The organism is Dermabacter sp. HSID17554, from assembly GCF_003989295.1.
Taxonomy (GTDB): Bacteria; Actinomycetota; Actinomycetes; order Actinomycetales; family Dermabacteraceae; genus Dermabacter; species Dermabacter vaginalis.
In genome coordinates, this window is the sequence record NZ_RBLW01000003.1 from 329,797 (window position 1) to 345,404 (window position 15,608).

Genomic DNA, 15,608 nt, shown 5'->3' on the forward strand with positions numbered 1-15,608 from the left:
AGGAAGGCTCACATGACTGCTGTGGAAGAAAAGAACACCGGAGCCCAGGGCGAACAACTCGACCCGTGGCGCGGTTTTAAGTCCGGCGACTGGAACGAGAACATCAACGTTCGCGAGTTCATCCAGCTCAACTACACCCCCTATGAGGGCGACGCCGAGTTCCTCGCGGGTGCGACCGACAAGACTCTTCGCGTGTGGGACACCCTCGAGAAGAAGTACCTCTCGGAGGAGCGCCGCCGCCGCGTCTACGACGTGGATACGAAGACCCCCGCTGATATCGACGCCTTCCCCGCTGGCTACATCAGCGAAGACGATGACGTCATCGTCGGCCTACAGACCGACGTTCCCCTCAAGCGCGCGATGATGCCCTTCGGTGGCTGGCGCATGGTGGAGACCGCGATCAAGGAAGCCGGCAAGGAACCGGATCCGGAGATCAAGAAGATCTTCACCAAGTACCGCAAGACCCACAACGATGGCGTGTTCGACATCTACACCCCGCGCATCCGCGCAGCACGTAGCTCGCACATCATCACGGGTCTTCCCGATGCCTACGGCCGCGGCCGCATTATTGGCGACTACCGCCGCCTCGCGCTCTACGGCGCGGACTTCCTGATCGCCGAGAAGAAGGCCGCGAAGGACGCGGTTTCGGATCAGCCGTTCAGCGAGCACTGGGCCCGCTTCCGCGAAGAGCACGCCGAGCAGATCAAGGCTCTCAACAAGCTCGTGAACCTCGGTGACGCCTATGGCCTCGACCTCCGCCGCCCCGCCGCTACCGCTCAGGAAGCCGTGCAGTGGGTCTACATGGCCTACCTCGCCTCGGTCAAGAGCCAGGACGGCGCCGCCATGTCGATCGGCCGCCTGTCGCCGTTCCTCGACTCGTACATCCAGCGCGACCTCGACGAAGGCCGCATCACGGAGACCGACGCGCAGGAGCTCATCGACGCTCTCGTGATCAAGCTCCGCATCGTGCGCTTCCTCCGCACGATCGACTACGACCAGATCTTCTCGGGCGACCCCTACTGGGCAACCTGGTCCGACGCCGGCATCGGCGAGGACGGCCGCACGCTCGTCACGAAGACCTCGTTCCGCCTCCTCCAGACGCTTCGTAACCTCGGCCCGGCTCCCGAGCCGAACATCACGATCTTCTGGGATCCGAGCCTCCCGCAGGGCTACAAGGACTTCTGCTCGGCAATCTCGATCGAGACGAGCTCGGTGCAGTACGAGTCCGATGAGCAGATCCGCAACCGCTGGGGCGACGACGCGGCCATCGCGTGCTGCGTGTCCCCGATGAAGGTCGGCAAGCAGATGCAGTTCTTCGGCGCTCGCGTGAACTCCGCTAAGGCGCTCCTGTACGCGATCAACGGCGGCCGCGACGAGATGAGCGGCAAGCAGGTCACCGAAGCAGGTCTGTTCGAGCCCATCCAGGGCGAGGGCCCGCTCGACTTCGACGAGGTCTGGCAGAAATACGAAGAGATGCTGGACTGGGTTGTGGGCACCTACGTTGAGGCGCTCAACATCATCCACTACTGCCACGACAAGTACGCCTACGAGGCAGTCGAGATGGCGCTTCACGATTCGGATATCACGCGCACGATGGGCTGTGGCATCGCTGGCCTCTCGATCGTTGCCGACTCGCTCTCCGCCATCAAGTACGCGAAGGTCTACCCGGTTCGCGATGAGTCGGGCCTCGTGGTCGACTACCGCACCGAGGGCGACTTCCCGATCTACGGCAACGACGATGACCGCGCCGACGACATCGCCGCGACCGTTGTCCACACGATCATGTCGAAGATCAAGGCGATCCCGATGTACCGTGACGCGATCCCGACCCAGTCGGTGCTCACGATTACGTCGAACGTCGTGTACGGCAAGGCGACCGGCTCGTTCCCCTCGGGCCACGAGAAGGGCACGCCCTTTGCACCGGGCGCCAACCCGGAGAACGGCATGGATAGCCACGGCATGGTGGCCTCGATGCTTTCCGTTGGCAAGCTCGATTACAACGACGCGCTGGATGGCATTTCGCTGACCAACACGATCACCCCGCAGGGCCTCGGTCGCACGAAGGACGAACAGGTCAAGAACCTGGTCGGCATTCTCGACTCTGGCTTCATCATGGACGACGAAGACTGATCGTCTGAATCCCCACAACGTGAATCGGTCGGGCGCGAGCCCCTCGGGCCCGACCGGTTTTCACCCCACATTTCCATCACTCTGATTGAGGAGAGAACAATGGCAGTCAAGACTTTCGATGAGCGCCTTCAGTCCATGAAGACCAACCGCGCCGAGAACAACATGGAGTCCGGCCTCTACCACGCGAACATCAACGTGCTCAACAAGGACACCCTTGTGGACGCGATGGAGAACCCGGAGAACTACCCGAACCTCACCGTTCGCGTGTCGGGCTACGCCGTGAACTTCGTGAAGCTCACGCGCGAGCAGCAGCTCGACGTTCTCAACCGCACCTTCCACCAGGGCGCCTGAGACACATCACTTCACACGCGTGATGCGCAATAATTAAGCGCATCGAAGCGTTCACCTGTTGGGCCTGGAAGCTCCGGTTTCCGGGCCCAACTTTTTAGGGCGTGTCCCCGACCCATGCGGGCCTCCGATTCCACGCCTTCCACGACTTTGACGAGAGGCGATCCATGACCGAGTCCGCGGGCGCGAGCATCACCCAGGTTGATCTTCCGCTTCATAAGAGGCGCCAGGGCGCCGGAATCGAGGGCCTCGAAGAGTCGCATCTTGAACGCCCCGATCGCCTCCAGGCGGTGCGCGAGGGCGACCTCGCCTCCATCCATTCATGGGAGCTCGTCACGGCCGTTGACGGCCCCGGCACGCGCCTCACAATCTTCTTTAGCGGTTGCCCGCTTCGCTGCCTGTACTGCCACAACCCCGACACATTCGAAGCCAAGAACGGTCAGGACGTCACCGCGGATGAGCTCATCGCAAAGATCAAGCGCTACCGCCGTATCTTCAAGGCATCGGGCGGCGGCATTACTCTTTCGGGCGGCGAAGTTCTCCAGCAGCCTGCTTTTGCGAAGCGCCTCCTCGAGGCAGCGAAAGAGATGGGTGTTCACACCGCGATCGACACCTCGGGCTTCCTCGGCCGCAACGCTTCCGACGAACTGCTCGAATCAGTCGATCTCGTTCTCCTCGACGTCAAGAGCGGCGATCCCGAGGTCTACAAGCGCACGACCGGCCGCGCGCTTCAGCCAACGATTGACTTTGGCGATCGCTTGAACGAGAAAGGGATTGAGGTATGGGCCAGGTTCGTGCTTGTTCCCGGCCTCACCGACGACTACGACAACGTCGAGAAAGTCGCCGACATCGTTGAGCGGTGGCGCTCGAATGTGAGTCGCATTGAGGTGCTGCCCTTCCACCAAATGGGCACCGATAAATGGGACTCACTCGGTCTCGACTACAAGCTTCGCGACACGCGCCCGCCCGAGAAAGAACTCGTGGAGCGCGTGCGTGAACAGTTCCGCGCGCGCGGCGGTTTCGAGGTTCACTAGCGCGGCTGACGCGGGAGCCGCGAGAAGCTCAGGACTCGCCCTTTTCCAGGTTCCGTGCCGCACGGCCAATCCCGCACATCGCATGTGTCAGGGCTGTACGCGCTCGACTGTTTGAGGTAGATCGCGCGCCCAGCGGCCGAAGCGACCCCATCGTGCACGGGGATCGCCACTTTCGGTTTCACGATTCGCAAAAAGTCGATCGTCTCCTGCATTTTCGACCACGGTGCCACGACGGGGAACGAGAGCACGTCGACGCCGATCAACTCGGGATGCGGCACAAGCGAGTCTCCCGTGTGGGCAAAGGTCTGCTCCCCTGGGGCCTCGACAATGAACGCCACGTTTCCCACGGGCGGGATCGCGGGGTGGATCGTCGCGTGCGCACCACCGGCTGCCCGTATGGTCACGTGAGAATTTCCGACGGTTGCTCGCCCACCGGGTGCAAGAGCGGTAAACCGTTCCCGGAAGCGGGAGGTTTCATCGACCTCACCCAGGAGCGTTGCCGTCTGAGGCTCAAGCAGGATGGCCGCCTCGGGATTATTCTCGAAGAGTTTTTCGAGGTAGGCCGGGTGCGCGTGATCGGGGTGCTGATGGCTTACCGCAATCGCGTCGAGACCCTCGAGCCCCGCCACGAGGGGGTCACTCAAGTTTCCGGGGTCGAAGAGAACCCTGCAGGCGTCGGCCCTGCCCTCCCCCGCGTAGGTGACGAGCAGTGCTGAGTGGCCGAAGTGTGTGATCTCCATACCGCCACCGTAGGGGCGAAAGATGAGCGGAGCCCGCACGGACCGGTAGAATCAAGGAGTGCGCAACCCGCGCAGTTTTCGACGACTTTTTCGTGCCTACTGTTTTCTGGAGATGACATGCCCCGCCTCATCGTCGACGTGATGCCGAAACCCGAAATTCTCGACCCGCAGGGAAAGGCCGTTCTCGGCGCCCTCGGAAGGCTCGACTTTGAGCAGATCACTTCGGTTCGTCAAGGCAAGCGCTTCGAACTCAAAGTCGAGGGCGAGGTGACGAGCGAAGTTCTCGAGCGCGTGCGCGAAGCCGCGACCGAGCTCCTTTCCAACCCCGTCATCGAGGACGTCGTTTCGGTGCGCGTCGAGGAGGAGCAGGCCTGATGCCCGCAATCGGTGTGGTGACCTTCCCGGGTACTCTCGATGATCGCGACGCCCTGCGTGCCGTGAGGATCGCGGGTGCAGAGCCGGTGGCGCTGTGGCATGCGGACGACGATCTTCGCGATGTGGACGCGGTGATTCTTCCTGGCGGCTTCAGCTACGGCGATTACCTGCGGGCGGGCGCAATCTCGCGCTTTGCCCCGATCATGGAGCGCGTTGTGGATGCTGCAAAGGGCGGAATGCCCGTGCTTGGCATTTGCAATGGTTTCCAGATCCTCACCGAGACCCACCTGCTCCCAGGCTCGATGATCAAGAACGCGCACCGTACGTTCGTGTGCCGCGACCAACCGCTGCGCGTGGACAATAACCGTACGGCGTGGACGACCGCGTATGAGCAGGGGCAGGTCATCACGATTCCGCTCAAGAACCAGGATGGCCTCTACGTCGCCGACGAGAAGACGCTCGATGAGCTCGAGGCCGAGAACCGCGTGGTGTTCCGCTATGCCGAGGGCGCCGAGGGCGGCCCCGCCGGTTTCGAGGACAACCCGAACGGGTCCTATCGCGGTATCGCCGGCATCACGAACAAGTACGGCAATGTCGTGGGCCTCATGCCCCACCCCGAGCACGCCGTTGAAAAGGGCTTCGGCCCGGATGTTCGTGGCGAGGGCACCCGCACGGGCGTGGACGGACTCGGTTTCTTCGCGTCCGTCATGAACTCGATTCTCGACTAGAGCTCTCCCGTTAGGCGTTCCTTCATCGCGCTCAGCACGGTAAAGGTGCGGTTGCGGCTCACCTCACGCGTTGTGGCGAAGCGCCGATCGAGGAGCGCTCGGTAGCGAAGGTGCGAGTTGTGCACGAGCAGGAGCTCGCCACCGGGCTTCAGGAGGCGAAGAGCCGATTCGACCAGGGGCTCAACAAGGGTCGCATCAACGCGCGTACCGTCGTGGAATGGCGGATTAAGCAGCACGAGATCAGCAGATTCCGACGGTTCCCCGGCAGCGGCATCGTCCCACGCGACCCGCACATCGATCCCCGGCTGCCCTGAGTAAGGCGTGAGAGTGGCCCGGGTTGAACGCACCGCATCGAGGTCGATATCCGTCGCCGTGAGCGAAAGTTTCCCGCCACCGCGTGCTGCCGTCTCGCACATTGCGAGCGAAAGCATGCCGTTTCCACAGCCGAGGTCAAGAACGCGCAGTGGGGCCAGCCCACGCTCGGTCGCGGTCGCGATCCGTGTCGTGGCCGCGCGTGCGAGGGCCTCTCCCCCGCGATCGGCTTTGGCCCCGGAGAAGACTCCCCCGTAGGCGACGAGTTCGCCGCTGCTCCAGGCCGAACGACGCGCGAGGGGCGGGGCGACGCTTTCACCTGGAGCGGAAGCATAGAGCGAGCGGAACTTGCCCTTGCCGCGCAGACCACGGACCTCACCAAAACCGGCCCGGAGTGCATCGTTCATCGACCGCGTCATGTGTTTGGTCGCGCCTCCAAGCACGAGCGTCATCTCCCGATCCATTGTGTGCGCGTGCCGCGCGAGGAACCGGGCATTTTCCTCGAGCGCCGCAAGCGATTTCGGCAGGCGCCCGAGAGCGAGGCTGCCGGAAAAATTGTGCTCGGTGAGGAACGAGCCGAGGTCAAGCGCGGGCGAGTCATCGCCCGCGATGAGCAGGCGGTCGTTCAATTCCCCGCGCCTCCTCGCGGCGGCACGTGCTTCTGCTGCGTGAGCCCGCGAGACACTGCGAACGAATACCCGCGAGCGCCCCTCGATCCAGCCACAAGCCCAGGCCGTGAGTGCACCCGAGCGATCATCGAGTACGAGGATGTCTCCCGGTACGTTTGGCGCATTCTCGGCGGCGTCATGAACGATGAGACGGTCGAGAGCGTCGGCATTCTCCTCAGGGGCGAAGATCATAATGTCGAGCCTACGGCATAGACCGAGGGCGGGAGCTAGCCCTTTCGAGCTGTCTCCCGCCCTCGGCGATGTCACGCGCGTGCGTTACGCATTCGCGGCGCGCGGGGCACCAATGCCCGGATCAATCTTCGGCACGTCGCCGGCGCCGGGGCGAACATCAATGTCGAAGATCGCTGTCGGGATGTACACGGTCGCGCACGAGTTCGGGATATCCACAACACCCGAGAAACGCCCCTCGATAGGGGCGGCGCCGAGCATGAGGAACACCTGTTCGGGACTCCAGCCAAACGTCGTGAGGTAGTCGATCGCGTGGAGGCAGGCACGCTGGTAGGCAAGCTGCGAATCGAGGTAGCGCTGCTCGCCGTCGAGCGTGACGGACGTGCCGGAGAAGGAGATCCACTCGCTGTAGCGCGGCTCGACGTTGCCGGGCATGAAGATCGCGTTTTCCTTGACGTTGTACTTGTCCATGCCGCCGGGAATGACATCGACGTGCACGTCGATGAAGCCCGACATCTCGATGCCGCCACAGAAGGTGATCTCGCCATCACCCTGCGAGAAGTGAAGGTCGCCCACCGAGAAGTGCGCGCCGTCCACGTACACGGGGTAGAACACGCGCGTCCCCTTCGAGAGGTTCTTGATGTCCTGGTTGCCGCCATTTTCACGCGGCGGTGCGGTGCGTGCACCCTCGGCTGCAACGCGGTCGAAGTCCTCGCCCGTAAGAGTGCCGAGCACGGCATCCTTCGGTTCGGGCGGAAGCGCGAGCGGAGGCAAGCGATTCGGGTCGGTCGCGATGAGCGCGGCTTCGCGATCATTCCACTTCTTGAGCAGTTCGTGCGAAGGCGCAGTGCCCATGAGACCCGGGTGGATGAGACCCGTGAACGACACGCCGGGGACGTGGCGCGAGGTCGCGGTCTGGCCGTTGAAGTCCCACACGGCTTTGTACGCATCCGGGAACTGATCCACGAGGAAGCTACCGCCGTTGTTCTTCGCGAAGATGCCGGTGTAGCCCCAGCCCTGGCCGGCGAGCGGTCCCTCGTCTTCCTGCGGGATCGGGCCCACGTCAAGGATGTCGACGATGAGCAGGTCGCCAGGCTTCGCACCCTTGATGTGGAACGGGCCGGAAAGCGCGTGCACCTTGCTCACGGGAGCTTCGAGGATGTCCTGGGCACTGTCGTCATTCTTGATGTCGCCATCGAACCACTCGCGGCAGTCGATGCGGAACGTGTCGCCCGGGTTGACCGTGACAGCTGCGGGAATGTCAGGGTGCCAACGGTTGTGTCCAACGATGTCCTGGTCTTTGAACGATTTCGAAGAATCAAGCGGGAAAAGATTCTTAGGCATTGCGTGTGCTCCTTTGCGTGCTCAATTGCGTACTCACCCGAGGCGTCACGGACGCGGAAGTGCACGATGGCGCGGATCGTGCGACACGGGCGTGGACTTGGCGCCAGGCGAAGAGGGAAGCGACGAATGAACCTGAGGCTCATATGCGCTGCGGTTCGCCGAATCAATCGCGTTCGTCAGGGCCGGATTGAGCGAACGCACCGCGGGGGCGCTCACGAGGCGCTTCGCGGTGTTTTCGCACTCGGGGCACTGGCGTTCTCGAGTCGTGCTGCTCATGGGCAACAAGGCTTCGCTGAGGTGACCTTCACCGCACCGGAACTCGTACAGGGGCATGGCACTCCTTCGTCCGCACCTTCGGGCGGTAAACCTGCGGCACCGCCCCTTGCCTTTGCGCGTTTCACACTAACGCGCACCTCAGCAACGTTCCTGAACCCTCCTGAGCCTCTCCCCTACTCCCGGCAGCTGCCGGCACTGATGAAGGCGTTACGTCGACACCAGGGTGCGCACACGCCCGGAAAAATTGAGGCGCACCGTGCGCTCGGCAGGCGTCGGACCCCGGAGACTGAAGCCCGAAAACGCGACCGACTGGCCTGCGGCGGGTGCCATCTGCTGTTGCTCGCGCTCGTAACGCACCCACACGGTCGAGGGAAGAGGCGGAAGCGAGGGCACCTCGAACTCCCACAAAAGAGGTGAGCTCACGCTCGGGCTAACCTCACTCAGCGCCCGGGAACCAAGCAGCATGCCGTGCGCGAGCGGGGCTGAGGCTCCAAGCGCCCGTGCACCGAGGGCGCTGATATGGATCGGGTGTGCATCCCCGCTCACTCGCGCGAATTCTCTCCCGATCCCCGCGGGAAGCTTCCACCGCGAGCGCGGCGCATGCGAGGCAAGCGGATGTCGCTCACTCCTCATCGCCTCACCGTCTCGCGGCTCTCGACTAGCCGAGCCCCGCAAGACGTACGTTGACACATTCGTCGCGAGGATGTCTTCGCCCCGTGAAAACACCGAGACGATCTCGCACATGTGCCCGCGCGGCGTGTGCGACACCGATCCCGCACGCGCTTCAATATCGAGCTTTTCCCCCACGTGCACGGACCTGTGCAGGAGAAGAGAATTCTTGACGTGCACGAGCCCGAGAGCGGGAAGCGGGAAACGCGGGCGCGCCATGAGGGCGAGGCCCAGAGGCTGCGCGAGAGCGTGCACGAATCCGGGGTGAGCGACGTGTGCGTCAGGCCACGGATCCCGGCGATGCGGGGCTACGAGGCGCGCATAGCGCACCGCGCGTGCGCGGTCCACACGCACCCCGCGCACAATGTAGCGAAGATCGGGGAGTTTTTCGGACCGCGCAATGGGCGCGCGCGTAAGAATCGCCGCCCACACAGCTGCAGCGCTCGGAACTCGCGCAAGGGTCTTCGTGGTAGGCGACATACCCCCACTCTTTCATCCCGCGCCGTTTCGTGCGAGGACGTAAAATGCAAGGTGCTGAGAACAACCGACACGGAGGACAGCCGCCAGCATGAACACCCACGAGCCAGACACGATCGAACGGGCCCTCGAAACCCCGAACGAAACGCAGCCGTGGGCCGACCTCGGCCTCAAGGAAGAGGAGTATGCGAAAATTCGCGAAATCCTCGGCCGCCGCCCCACGAACGCCGAGCTCGCCATGTACTCCGTCATGTGGTCGGAGCACTGCTCCTACAAATCCTCGAAAGTGCACCTCAAGCAGTTCGGCCAAAAGCAAACCCCTGCAATGAAGGAAAACCTCCTCGTAGGCATCGGCGAGAACGCTGGCGTGGTCAATATCGGGGATGGCTGGGCCGTGACGTTCAAGGTCGAGTCTCACAACCACCCAAGCTACGTCGAGCCCTATCAGGGAGCCGCGACCGGCGTGGGCGGCATCGTGCGCGACATTATTTCCATGGGTGCCCGCCCCGTCGCCGTCATGGACCAATTACGCTTCGGCGCGATCGACCACCCCGACACCGCCCGCGTGGCCCACGGTGTCGTCGCCGGCATCGGTGGTTACGGCAACTGCCTCGGCCTGCCCAACATCGGCGGTGAAACCGTGTTCGATCCCGCTTACCAAACGAATCCCCTCGTGAATGCCCTCGCCGTAGGCGTGCTGCGCCACGAGGACATTCACCTGGCCTCCGCGACCGGTGCCGGCAACAAGGTCGTGCTGTTCGGCGCACGCACGGGCGGCGACGGCATCGGCGGCGCCTCAATCCTCGCCTCAGAAACTTTCGAGGACGAGGGGCCGGCGAAGCGCCCGAGCGTTCAAGTGGGCGACCCGTTCATGGAGAAGCTGCTCATCGAGTGCTGCCTCGAACTGTTCGCGAAAAACATCGTGGAGGGAATCCAGGATCTTGGCGCGGCAGGCATCTCGTGCGCAACGAGCGAACTTGCCTCCAACGGCGGCTCGGGCATGCACATCGACCTCGAAAACGTGCTCCTTCGCGACCCCACGCTCACGGCCGGCGAAATCCTCATGAGTGAATCTCAAGAGCGCATGATGGCCGTCGTCACGCCGGAAAACCTCGATGACTTCCTCGCGATCACCGATAAGTGGGGCGTTGAAGCTGCCGTCATCGGCGAAGTCACGGGCGAAGGCCGCCTCACGATCGATCACTACGGCAAACGCATCGTCGATGTCGACCCCACGACAGTCGCACACGAAGGCCCCACCTACAACCGCCCCTACGCGCGACCCGCGTGGCAGGACGGCCTCGAGGCCGACCGCGCCGAAGATCTTCCCCGCCCCGCAAGCACGAAAGAACTCGTCGAGCAACTGTGGTCCCTCACCACGTCCCCGAATCTCGCGAGCACCGCGTGGGTCACCGACCAGTACGACCGCTACGTTGGCGGCAACACCGCGCTGGCCATGCCCGACGACGCGGGGGTACTCCGCATCGATGAAGAAACCGGCCGTGGTATCGCGATTGCGACCGACGGCAACGGCCGCTACACGATGCTGAGCCCGAGTGAAGGTGCTCGTGCCGCACTCGCCGAGGCCTACCGCAACGTCGCGGCAGTGGGCGCGCGCCCCCTCGCCGTGACCGATTGCCTCAATTTCGGTTCGCCCGAAGACCCCGACCGGATGTGGCAGTTCGTCGAAGCCATTACGGGGCTCGCCGACGCTTGCCAAGAGCTCGAGGTCCCCGTGACCGGTGGCAATGTTTCCCTCTACAACTCCACGGGCGAACCCGGACGCCTCAACTCTGCGATTCACCCGACACCCGTCGTTGGCGTTCTCGGTGTATTCGACGACGTTGCGACCCGCGTGCCCTCCGGCTGGCACGAAGAAGGCCTCGAGATCTACCTCCTTGGCGACACCCGCGAGGAGCTCTCCGGTTCGGCATGGGCCGACGCCATCCACTCCCACCTCGGCGGCACGCCCCCACGCGTGTCTCTTGAGAAAGAAGAAGCACTCGCCTCGGTGCTCATCGGCGCCGCGGAAAAAACCATCGCACAGGCAAGCCATGACCTGAGCGAAGGCGGCCTCTTCCAAGCGCTCGTGGAATCGGCAACTCGATTCGGCGTGGGGGCGAGGATCGACCTGTCCTCACTCACAGAACGCGACACCATCGATGCGTTCACCGCCCTCGTTTCCGAATCGCACGCCCGCGCTATCGTCGCCGTGCGCCCCGAAGATGCCCCCGCTCTCGAGGAACTCGCCAGGGGTGCTTCCGTGCTCGCGGCCCGTATCGGCACGAGCGGTGGCACTGATCTTGAGCTGACAGGCGTCGGAACCTTCCCCGTGACGGAGCTGCGCGAGCGACGCGCACGAACGCTTCCACAGCACCTCGCTTGACCTTCACGCAAGAGCCCACGAGGCCCTTCCCAATAAGAGTCCTCGTGGGCTATGGTGAAGTCGACTTCCCCCTCACACGAAAGCACTTCCCCCATGAGCTTCGAAAAATCCCCCTTTAATCGTCGCGCCCTTTTCAAGATCGGCGCCGTGACTCCCCTCGCTGTCGCGGGCGTGGGCGCAGTTGGCATGGGCCTCGCGCTCGCCGACGGTTCCCCCGCTCCCAGCGGAGGCGACACCGCCGTTGTGGATCGCGACCTCGCGCGCACGTCGACCGTCGATACCCAAGGCGCCTCCGAACAGAATCCCGAACTTGACGGCACCCCCGCCAAACAGGTCGCGGGCTACATCACCATGGCTGCCGCCACCTGGCCCGATGACATCGACGCACCAGACGTCGTGGAGTTCCAGGGTCAAGACGTGAACACTGGCGACTTCAGTGACTGGATCAGCGCCGAGCTGATGACCGACATTGAGGAGAGGGCTACCGACGCCGTGTGGATCGGCCCTTCGAGCGCAGTCAATGTTCGCGCCTACCGTGACGGCCAAGATATCTCCGAGCAGCTCACCGTCCATCTCATCACGACCTCGGAAGCGGGTAGCGACGTTCGTCTCGCCTCGAGCGGCGGAGGCACCGGCATCACCCGCATCCTTCCGGCAACCGTGACGCCCGCCACCGGGGCGCCCACGTTCATCACCCGCCAAGAATGGAACGCGGGCACGGTCAAGGCCTCCCGTTTGAGCTACGCCAAGGAACTCAAGGCGATCTGCATCCACCACACCGGCGGCTCCAACACCTACACGCAGGCGCAGAGCCCGCAGCTCGTGCGTGGCATGTTCACTTACCACACCACAACCCTCGGCTGGGCCGACCTCGGCTATAACGTGGTCGTCGACAAATACGGACAAATCTTTGAAGGGCGCGCAGGTGGCCTGCACCGCAACGTTGCCGGCGCCCACGCCCGCGGCTTCAACACGGGCTCGTGCGGTATCTCCGTCATGGGCGACTACATGAACATTCCCGTGCCCACCGCGGCGCTGGATGCCGTCGCCACCGTGGCCGCGTGGAAGCTCGCCAGCACGTTCACTCAAGACGTCTACGGAAGCGCCGAGTGGACCGTGAATCTTTCCCGCGTGAAGCGCACCGGCACCTACCAGATGCCGAACCTCTTCGCGCATCGCGACGTCAACTACACGGATTGCCCGGGAGACACCTACTACGGTCAGCTCCCCGCTCTGCGGAGCCTCGTGCAACAAAAACTCATCGACTTCAAGAGCCGCTACCCCGAGCACCTCGTTGCCTACGTCAACGGCGGCGGGCGTGGCTCGTTAGGAACCGTGACGCACGTTCGCCGGGCCGAAGGAGCCTACGACGTCACTCGCCTCACGAGCGGGCTCATTCTCACGGCAGGTGGACGCACAACTGCCCACAAGAGCCCCTTCGCCTCCGATTGGAAACCGTCGTGGGGCCGCCCGCTGGACGACACGACAGGCACTACTCAGCGGTTCGAAAACGGCACCGCGACCAAGGCCAATGGGAAGGTGTCGTTCTCGCCGAGCACAAACAGTACGCCCGGCCCGAGGCACTTTATCGACGTACCCGACAACCTGATTTTTGCGCACGAAATCAACACCCTCGCGGACCGCGGCGTCATCCGTGGCTGGCCCGACCGCACATTCCGCCCCCAGATCCCCGTGTGGCGCGATGCCGTCATCGCCTACATGTACCGCATCGCAGGCGAGCCCGCCTACACTCCGCCGCGACGCTCCCCCTTCCTTGACGTCGATCGAAGCCAGCCCTTCTACAAGGAAATCTGCTGGGCACACTCCACGGGCCTCACAACGGGATGGAAGGTCCGCGGAGGATGGGAATTCCGCCCGTACCAACCGATTCTCCGCGACGCGATGGCAACATTCATGTTCCGTGCCTCGGGAGAAAGCCTCGCGAACGTGCACTTCAGCGGCTTCAAAGACGTGAATTCCTCGCTCATTTTCGAGAAGGAAATCAAGTGGATGGGCTGGGCGGGCATCTCTCGCGGATGGGACGACGGCACGTACCGCCCCTTCAACAACACGACGCGAGCCGAGCTCGCGGCCTTCCTTTACCGCTACATGGAGCGACGTGGCCTTCTCTAAATTTCTCTCGCGGCAAAAGCCGCCGGCACCGTCCTCCGCTGCTGTTGCCGATCCGGCACACAACGATTTACGGGGCGACGGCGAGCGAATCTATCTCGTCTCTATGGCGAGCTATCCAAACTACGGTGACGAACTCATCGCCCGAACCTGGCTTCGGTATCTTGCCGAAGTAAAACCGGCAGCAGAAGTGTGGCTTGATTGCCGCCACCCCGCGTCAGCGTCGGTGCTCTTCCGTGGCGACCATCCGCACCTCACGACGACCGATACCCTCTTTCGCGTACTCGATCTCGCGTCTCAAGAATGGGAACAGCGAAGCATTACCGGTATCGTCACGGACTTGGGAAGCCCGCTGTTTGACCTCCAAATCGCCGAAATGAACCGTGCGACAACCCTCCATCTCCTTGGAGGCGGCTTCCTTAACAGCCAGTGGCCTCTGAACCTCGGACTGCTCGAGGGCATGCGCGCGTCGGCCGCTGTGTCGGGGGCCCGGCTCATCGCCACGGGGCAAGGCCTTACCCCGAATGCAGGAGCCGATTTCGACGGCTTCGCACACGTGAGCGTCCGCGACCGCGAAAGCGCCGCGCTCGCTTCCCTTGAGGCGGGCCTCGACGATGCCTTCCTCGGGCTTCCGCCCGCAGGCATGCCGCTTGGTGACGTCAACGAGGTTGTCGTATGCGTGCAGTCTGACGCCATTGGCGAGGACAGCTTCCAAGGGTTCCTCGACGTTGTCGAAGACGCGCTCAAGGATCCTGCATTGAAGCACACCCGCCTCACGTACGTAGAAGCGTTACCGGGGGCCGACTACCGAGGGTACGAGGCGCTTAGTCAGCGTGGAGTGAACTTTGGTCGCTTCGTACCGTTCAGCGAGTTCTGGACCGCACCATTCCGGTTTGCTCCCGGACAGTTCTGGATCACGTCGCGTTTCCACCACCACCTCGTAGCCGCCTCGCGAGGCGCTCGTGGCTTCGCCCTCGTCGATTCCGGCGAGTACTACTCAACGAAGCACGGCTCGCTCATCGAACTTGGCTCAGGGTGGCTTCCCGTTCACCCTGGCGAAACCCTTCCCGCTGTTGCCGATACTCAGGGGCAACACGGATTCGACGAGGCTCACTCGCAAAAGCGCCGCGAGGCCGACGCTCTCTATAGAAACTAGTGACGTCACCGGGCCTGGTTTCGACGCAAACTACGCCTCACACGAGAAACGGCCCGACTCCCCTTTCGCGGGGTGTCGGGCCGTTTCTTCTACGTAAAGAGGAGCCGAGGCTCAGTCCTCGGTCTTTTCCGAGATCTCTTCGGAGGTCTCCTCAGCGGTGTCCTCCGAAGCGGTCTCCTCAACCTTGGTCTCCTCAGCGGGAGCCTCGTCAGCCTTCGCGGAAGCCTTGGCAGCGCCTTCCGCTTCCTTCACGACGGCCTGCTTCGGCGAGTACTCTTCCTCAACGAGCTCGAGGAGTGCCATGGGGGCGTTGTCACCCTTGCGGTTCTCGAGCTTCGTGATGCGGGTGTAGCCGCCGGGGCGCTCCGCGAACTTCGGAGCGATCTCGGTCATAAGAAGGTGCGCAGCTTCCTTGGTCTTGACCGTCTGCATCACGCGGCGGCGGTTCGCAAGGTCGCCCTTCTTCGCCTGGGTGATGAGGCGCTCGGCAAGGGGCTGAACGCGCTTCGCGCGGGTCTGCGTCGTAGTGATGGCACCGTGCTCGAACAGGGCGGTCGCGAGGTTCGCGAGAATGGCCTTCTCGTGAGCCGGGGACGAGCCGAGTCGAGCGCCCTTAGTGGGTGCAGGCATGTTGTTTCTCCTCGAA

General features: G+C 63.4%; 14 protein-coding genes. 8 read left to right on the top strand and 6 right to left on the bottom strand.

Going from position 1 to position 15,608, the window contains the following annotated elements:
• The first annotated feature begins 12 nt into the window (after positions 1 to 12).
• The 3 genes from D8M36_RS07115 to pflA all read left to right on the top strand — a co-directional run bounded on the left by D8M36_RS07115 (position 13) and on the right by pflA (position 3,512).
• A complete protein-coding gene (locus D8M36_RS07115; protein WP_065247414.1) occupies positions 13 to 2,130 on the top strand; it encodes a pyruvate formate lyase family protein in 2,118 nt (705 codons plus the stop codon).
• Between the two features lie 99 nt (positions 2,131 to 2,229).
• Positions 2,230 to 2,481, top strand: a complete 252-nt coding sequence (grcA2, locus tag D8M36_RS07120; protein WP_055089418.1) for an autonomous glycyl radical cofactor GrcA2 — start codon at positions 2,230 to 2,232, stop codon at positions 2,479 to 2,481.
• 164 nt (positions 2,482 to 2,645) lie between these two features.
• Positions 2,646 to 3,512 (top strand): pyruvate formate-lyase-activating protein, encoded by an 867-nt coding sequence (gene pflA, locus D8M36_RS07125; protein ID WP_126847833.1) that lies wholly within the window; start codon positions 2,646 to 2,648, stop codon positions 3,510 to 3,512.
• Here the strand turns inward: pflA and D8M36_RS07130 are convergent.
• On the bottom strand, positions 3,509 to 4,252 hold the full coding sequence (locus D8M36_RS07130) for an MBL fold metallo-hydrolase (protein WP_126847835.1): 744 nt from the start codon (positions 4,250 to 4,252) through the stop codon (positions 3,509 to 3,511). The genes pflA and D8M36_RS07130 overlap by 4 nt on opposite strands.
• A gap of 117 nt (positions 4,253 to 4,369) precedes the next feature.
• On the opposite strand from D8M36_RS07130, the gene purS reads away from it, so the two are divergent.
• Together purS and purQ are read left to right on the top strand one after the other, a co-directional pair.
• A complete protein-coding gene (purS, locus tag D8M36_RS07135; protein WP_126847837.1) occupies positions 4,370 to 4,627 on the top strand; it encodes a phosphoribosylformylglycinamidine synthase subunit PurS in 258 nt (85 codons plus the stop codon).
• Complete coding sequence (purQ, locus tag D8M36_RS07140; protein WP_074297668.1) at positions 4,627 to 5,355, top strand: phosphoribosylformylglycinamidine synthase subunit PurQ; 729 nt, start codon at positions 4,627 to 4,629, stop codon at positions 5,353 to 5,355. Before purS ends, purQ begins: the two co-directional genes overlap by 1 nt.
• Here purQ and D8M36_RS07145 read toward each other — a convergent pair.
• From D8M36_RS07145 to D8M36_RS07160, 4 genes are all read right to left on the bottom strand, one after another.
• Positions 5,352 to 6,527 (bottom strand): class I SAM-dependent methyltransferase, encoded by a 1,176-nt coding sequence (locus tag D8M36_RS07145; protein WP_126847839.1) that lies wholly within the window; start codon positions 6,525 to 6,527, stop codon positions 5,352 to 5,354. The two genes, purQ and D8M36_RS07145, sit on opposite strands and share 4 nt — an antisense overlap.
• An 84-nt stretch (positions 6,528 to 6,611) precedes the next feature.
• Positions 6,612 to 7,868 carry a formamidase gene (gene fmdA / locus D8M36_RS07150; RefSeq protein ID WP_126847841.1) on the bottom strand — a complete coding sequence of 419 codons (1,257 nt, stop codon included), beginning with the start codon at positions 7,866 to 7,868 and terminating at the stop codon, positions 6,612 to 6,614.
• A 45-nt stretch (positions 7,869 to 7,913) separates the two neighbouring features.
• Positions 7,914 to 8,201, bottom strand: a complete 288-nt coding sequence (locus D8M36_RS07155) for an FmdB family zinc ribbon protein (protein ID WP_126847843.1) — start codon at positions 8,199 to 8,201, stop codon at positions 7,914 to 7,916.
• A gap of 150 nt (positions 8,202 to 8,351) precedes the next feature.
• Positions 8,352 to 9,293, bottom strand: coding sequence for a MaoC/PaaZ C-terminal domain-containing protein (locus tag D8M36_RS07160; protein WP_126847844.1), 942 nt, complete (start codon positions 9,291 to 9,293; stop codon positions 8,352 to 8,354).
• Positions 9,294 to 9,381: 88 nt separating this feature from the next.
• Between D8M36_RS07160 and purL the strand changes: the two genes are divergently transcribed.
• From purL to D8M36_RS07175, 3 genes are all read left to right on the top strand, one after another.
• Complete coding sequence (gene purL, locus D8M36_RS07165; protein ID WP_126847846.1) at positions 9,382 to 11,676, top strand: phosphoribosylformylglycinamidine synthase subunit PurL; 2,295 nt, start codon at positions 9,382 to 9,384, stop codon at positions 11,674 to 11,676.
• 93 nt (positions 11,677 to 11,769) lie between these two features.
• Positions 11,770 to 13,809: an S-layer homology domain-containing protein gene (locus D8M36_RS07170; RefSeq protein WP_126847848.1), complete on the top strand. Its 2,040-nt coding sequence runs from the start codon at positions 11,770 to 11,772 to the stop codon at positions 13,807 to 13,809.
• Positions 13,796 to 14,962: a polysaccharide pyruvyl transferase family protein gene (locus tag D8M36_RS07175; protein ID WP_126847850.1), complete on the top strand. Its 1,167-nt coding sequence runs from the start codon at positions 13,796 to 13,798 to the stop codon at positions 14,960 to 14,962. The genes D8M36_RS07170 and D8M36_RS07175 overlap by 14 nt, the downstream gene beginning before the upstream one ends.
• 111 nt (positions 14,963 to 15,073) lie before the next feature.
• Here the strand turns inward: D8M36_RS07175 and rplQ are convergent, their stop codons facing one another.
• On the bottom strand, positions 15,074 to 15,592 hold the full coding sequence (rplQ, locus tag D8M36_RS07180; RefSeq protein WP_126847852.1) for a 50S ribosomal protein L17: 519 nt from the start codon (positions 15,590 to 15,592) through the stop codon (positions 15,074 to 15,076).
• Positions 15,593 to 15,608 lie beyond the last annotated feature (16 nt).

Bases quoted from the DNA above. Each gene is read 5' to 3' on its own strand.
- D8M36_RS07155 (WP_126847843.1), bottom strand. From the start codon at position 8,201: ATGCCCCTGTACGAGTTCCGGTGCGGTGAAGGTCACCTCAGCGAAGCC.
- purS (WP_126847837.1), top strand. From the start codon at position 4,370: ATGCCCCGCCTCATCGTCGACGTGATGCCGAAACCCGAAATTCTCGAC.
- D8M36_RS07145 (WP_126847839.1), bottom strand. From the start codon at position 6,527: ATGATCTTCGCCCCTGAGGAGAATGCCGACGCTCTCGACCGTCTCATC.
- purL (WP_126847846.1), top strand. From the start codon at position 9,382: ATGAACACCCACGAGCCAGACACGATCGAACGGGCCCTCGAAACCCCG.
- grcA2 (WP_055089418.1), top strand. From the start codon at position 2,230: ATGGCAGTCAAGACTTTCGATGAGCGCCTTCAGTCCATGAAGACCAAC.
- fmdA (WP_126847841.1), bottom strand. From the start codon at position 7,868: ATGCCTAAGAATCTTTTCCCGCTTGATTCTTCGAAATCGTTCAAAGAC.
- D8M36_RS07130 (WP_126847835.1), bottom strand. From the start codon at position 4,252: ATGGAGATCACACACTTCGGCCACTCAGCACTGCTCGTCACCTACGCG.
- D8M36_RS07160 (WP_126847844.1), bottom strand. From the start codon at position 9,293: ATGTCGCCTACCACGAAGACCCTTGCGCGAGTTCCGAGCGCTGCAGCT.
- pflA (WP_126847833.1), top strand. From the start codon at position 2,646: ATGACCGAGTCCGCGGGCGCGAGCATCACCCAGGTTGATCTTCCGCTT.
- D8M36_RS07170 (WP_126847848.1), top strand. From the start codon at position 11,770: ATGAGCTTCGAAAAATCCCCCTTTAATCGTCGCGCCCTTTTCAAGATC.
- rplQ (WP_126847852.1), bottom strand. From the start codon at position 15,592: ATGCCTGCACCCACTAAGGGCGCTCGACTCGGCTCGTCCCCGGCTCAC.
- D8M36_RS07115 (WP_065247414.1), top strand. From the start codon at position 13: ATGACTGCTGTGGAAGAAAAGAACACCGGAGCCCAGGGCGAACAACTC.
- purQ (WP_074297668.1), top strand. From the start codon at position 4,627: ATGCCCGCAATCGGTGTGGTGACCTTCCCGGGTACTCTCGATGATCGC.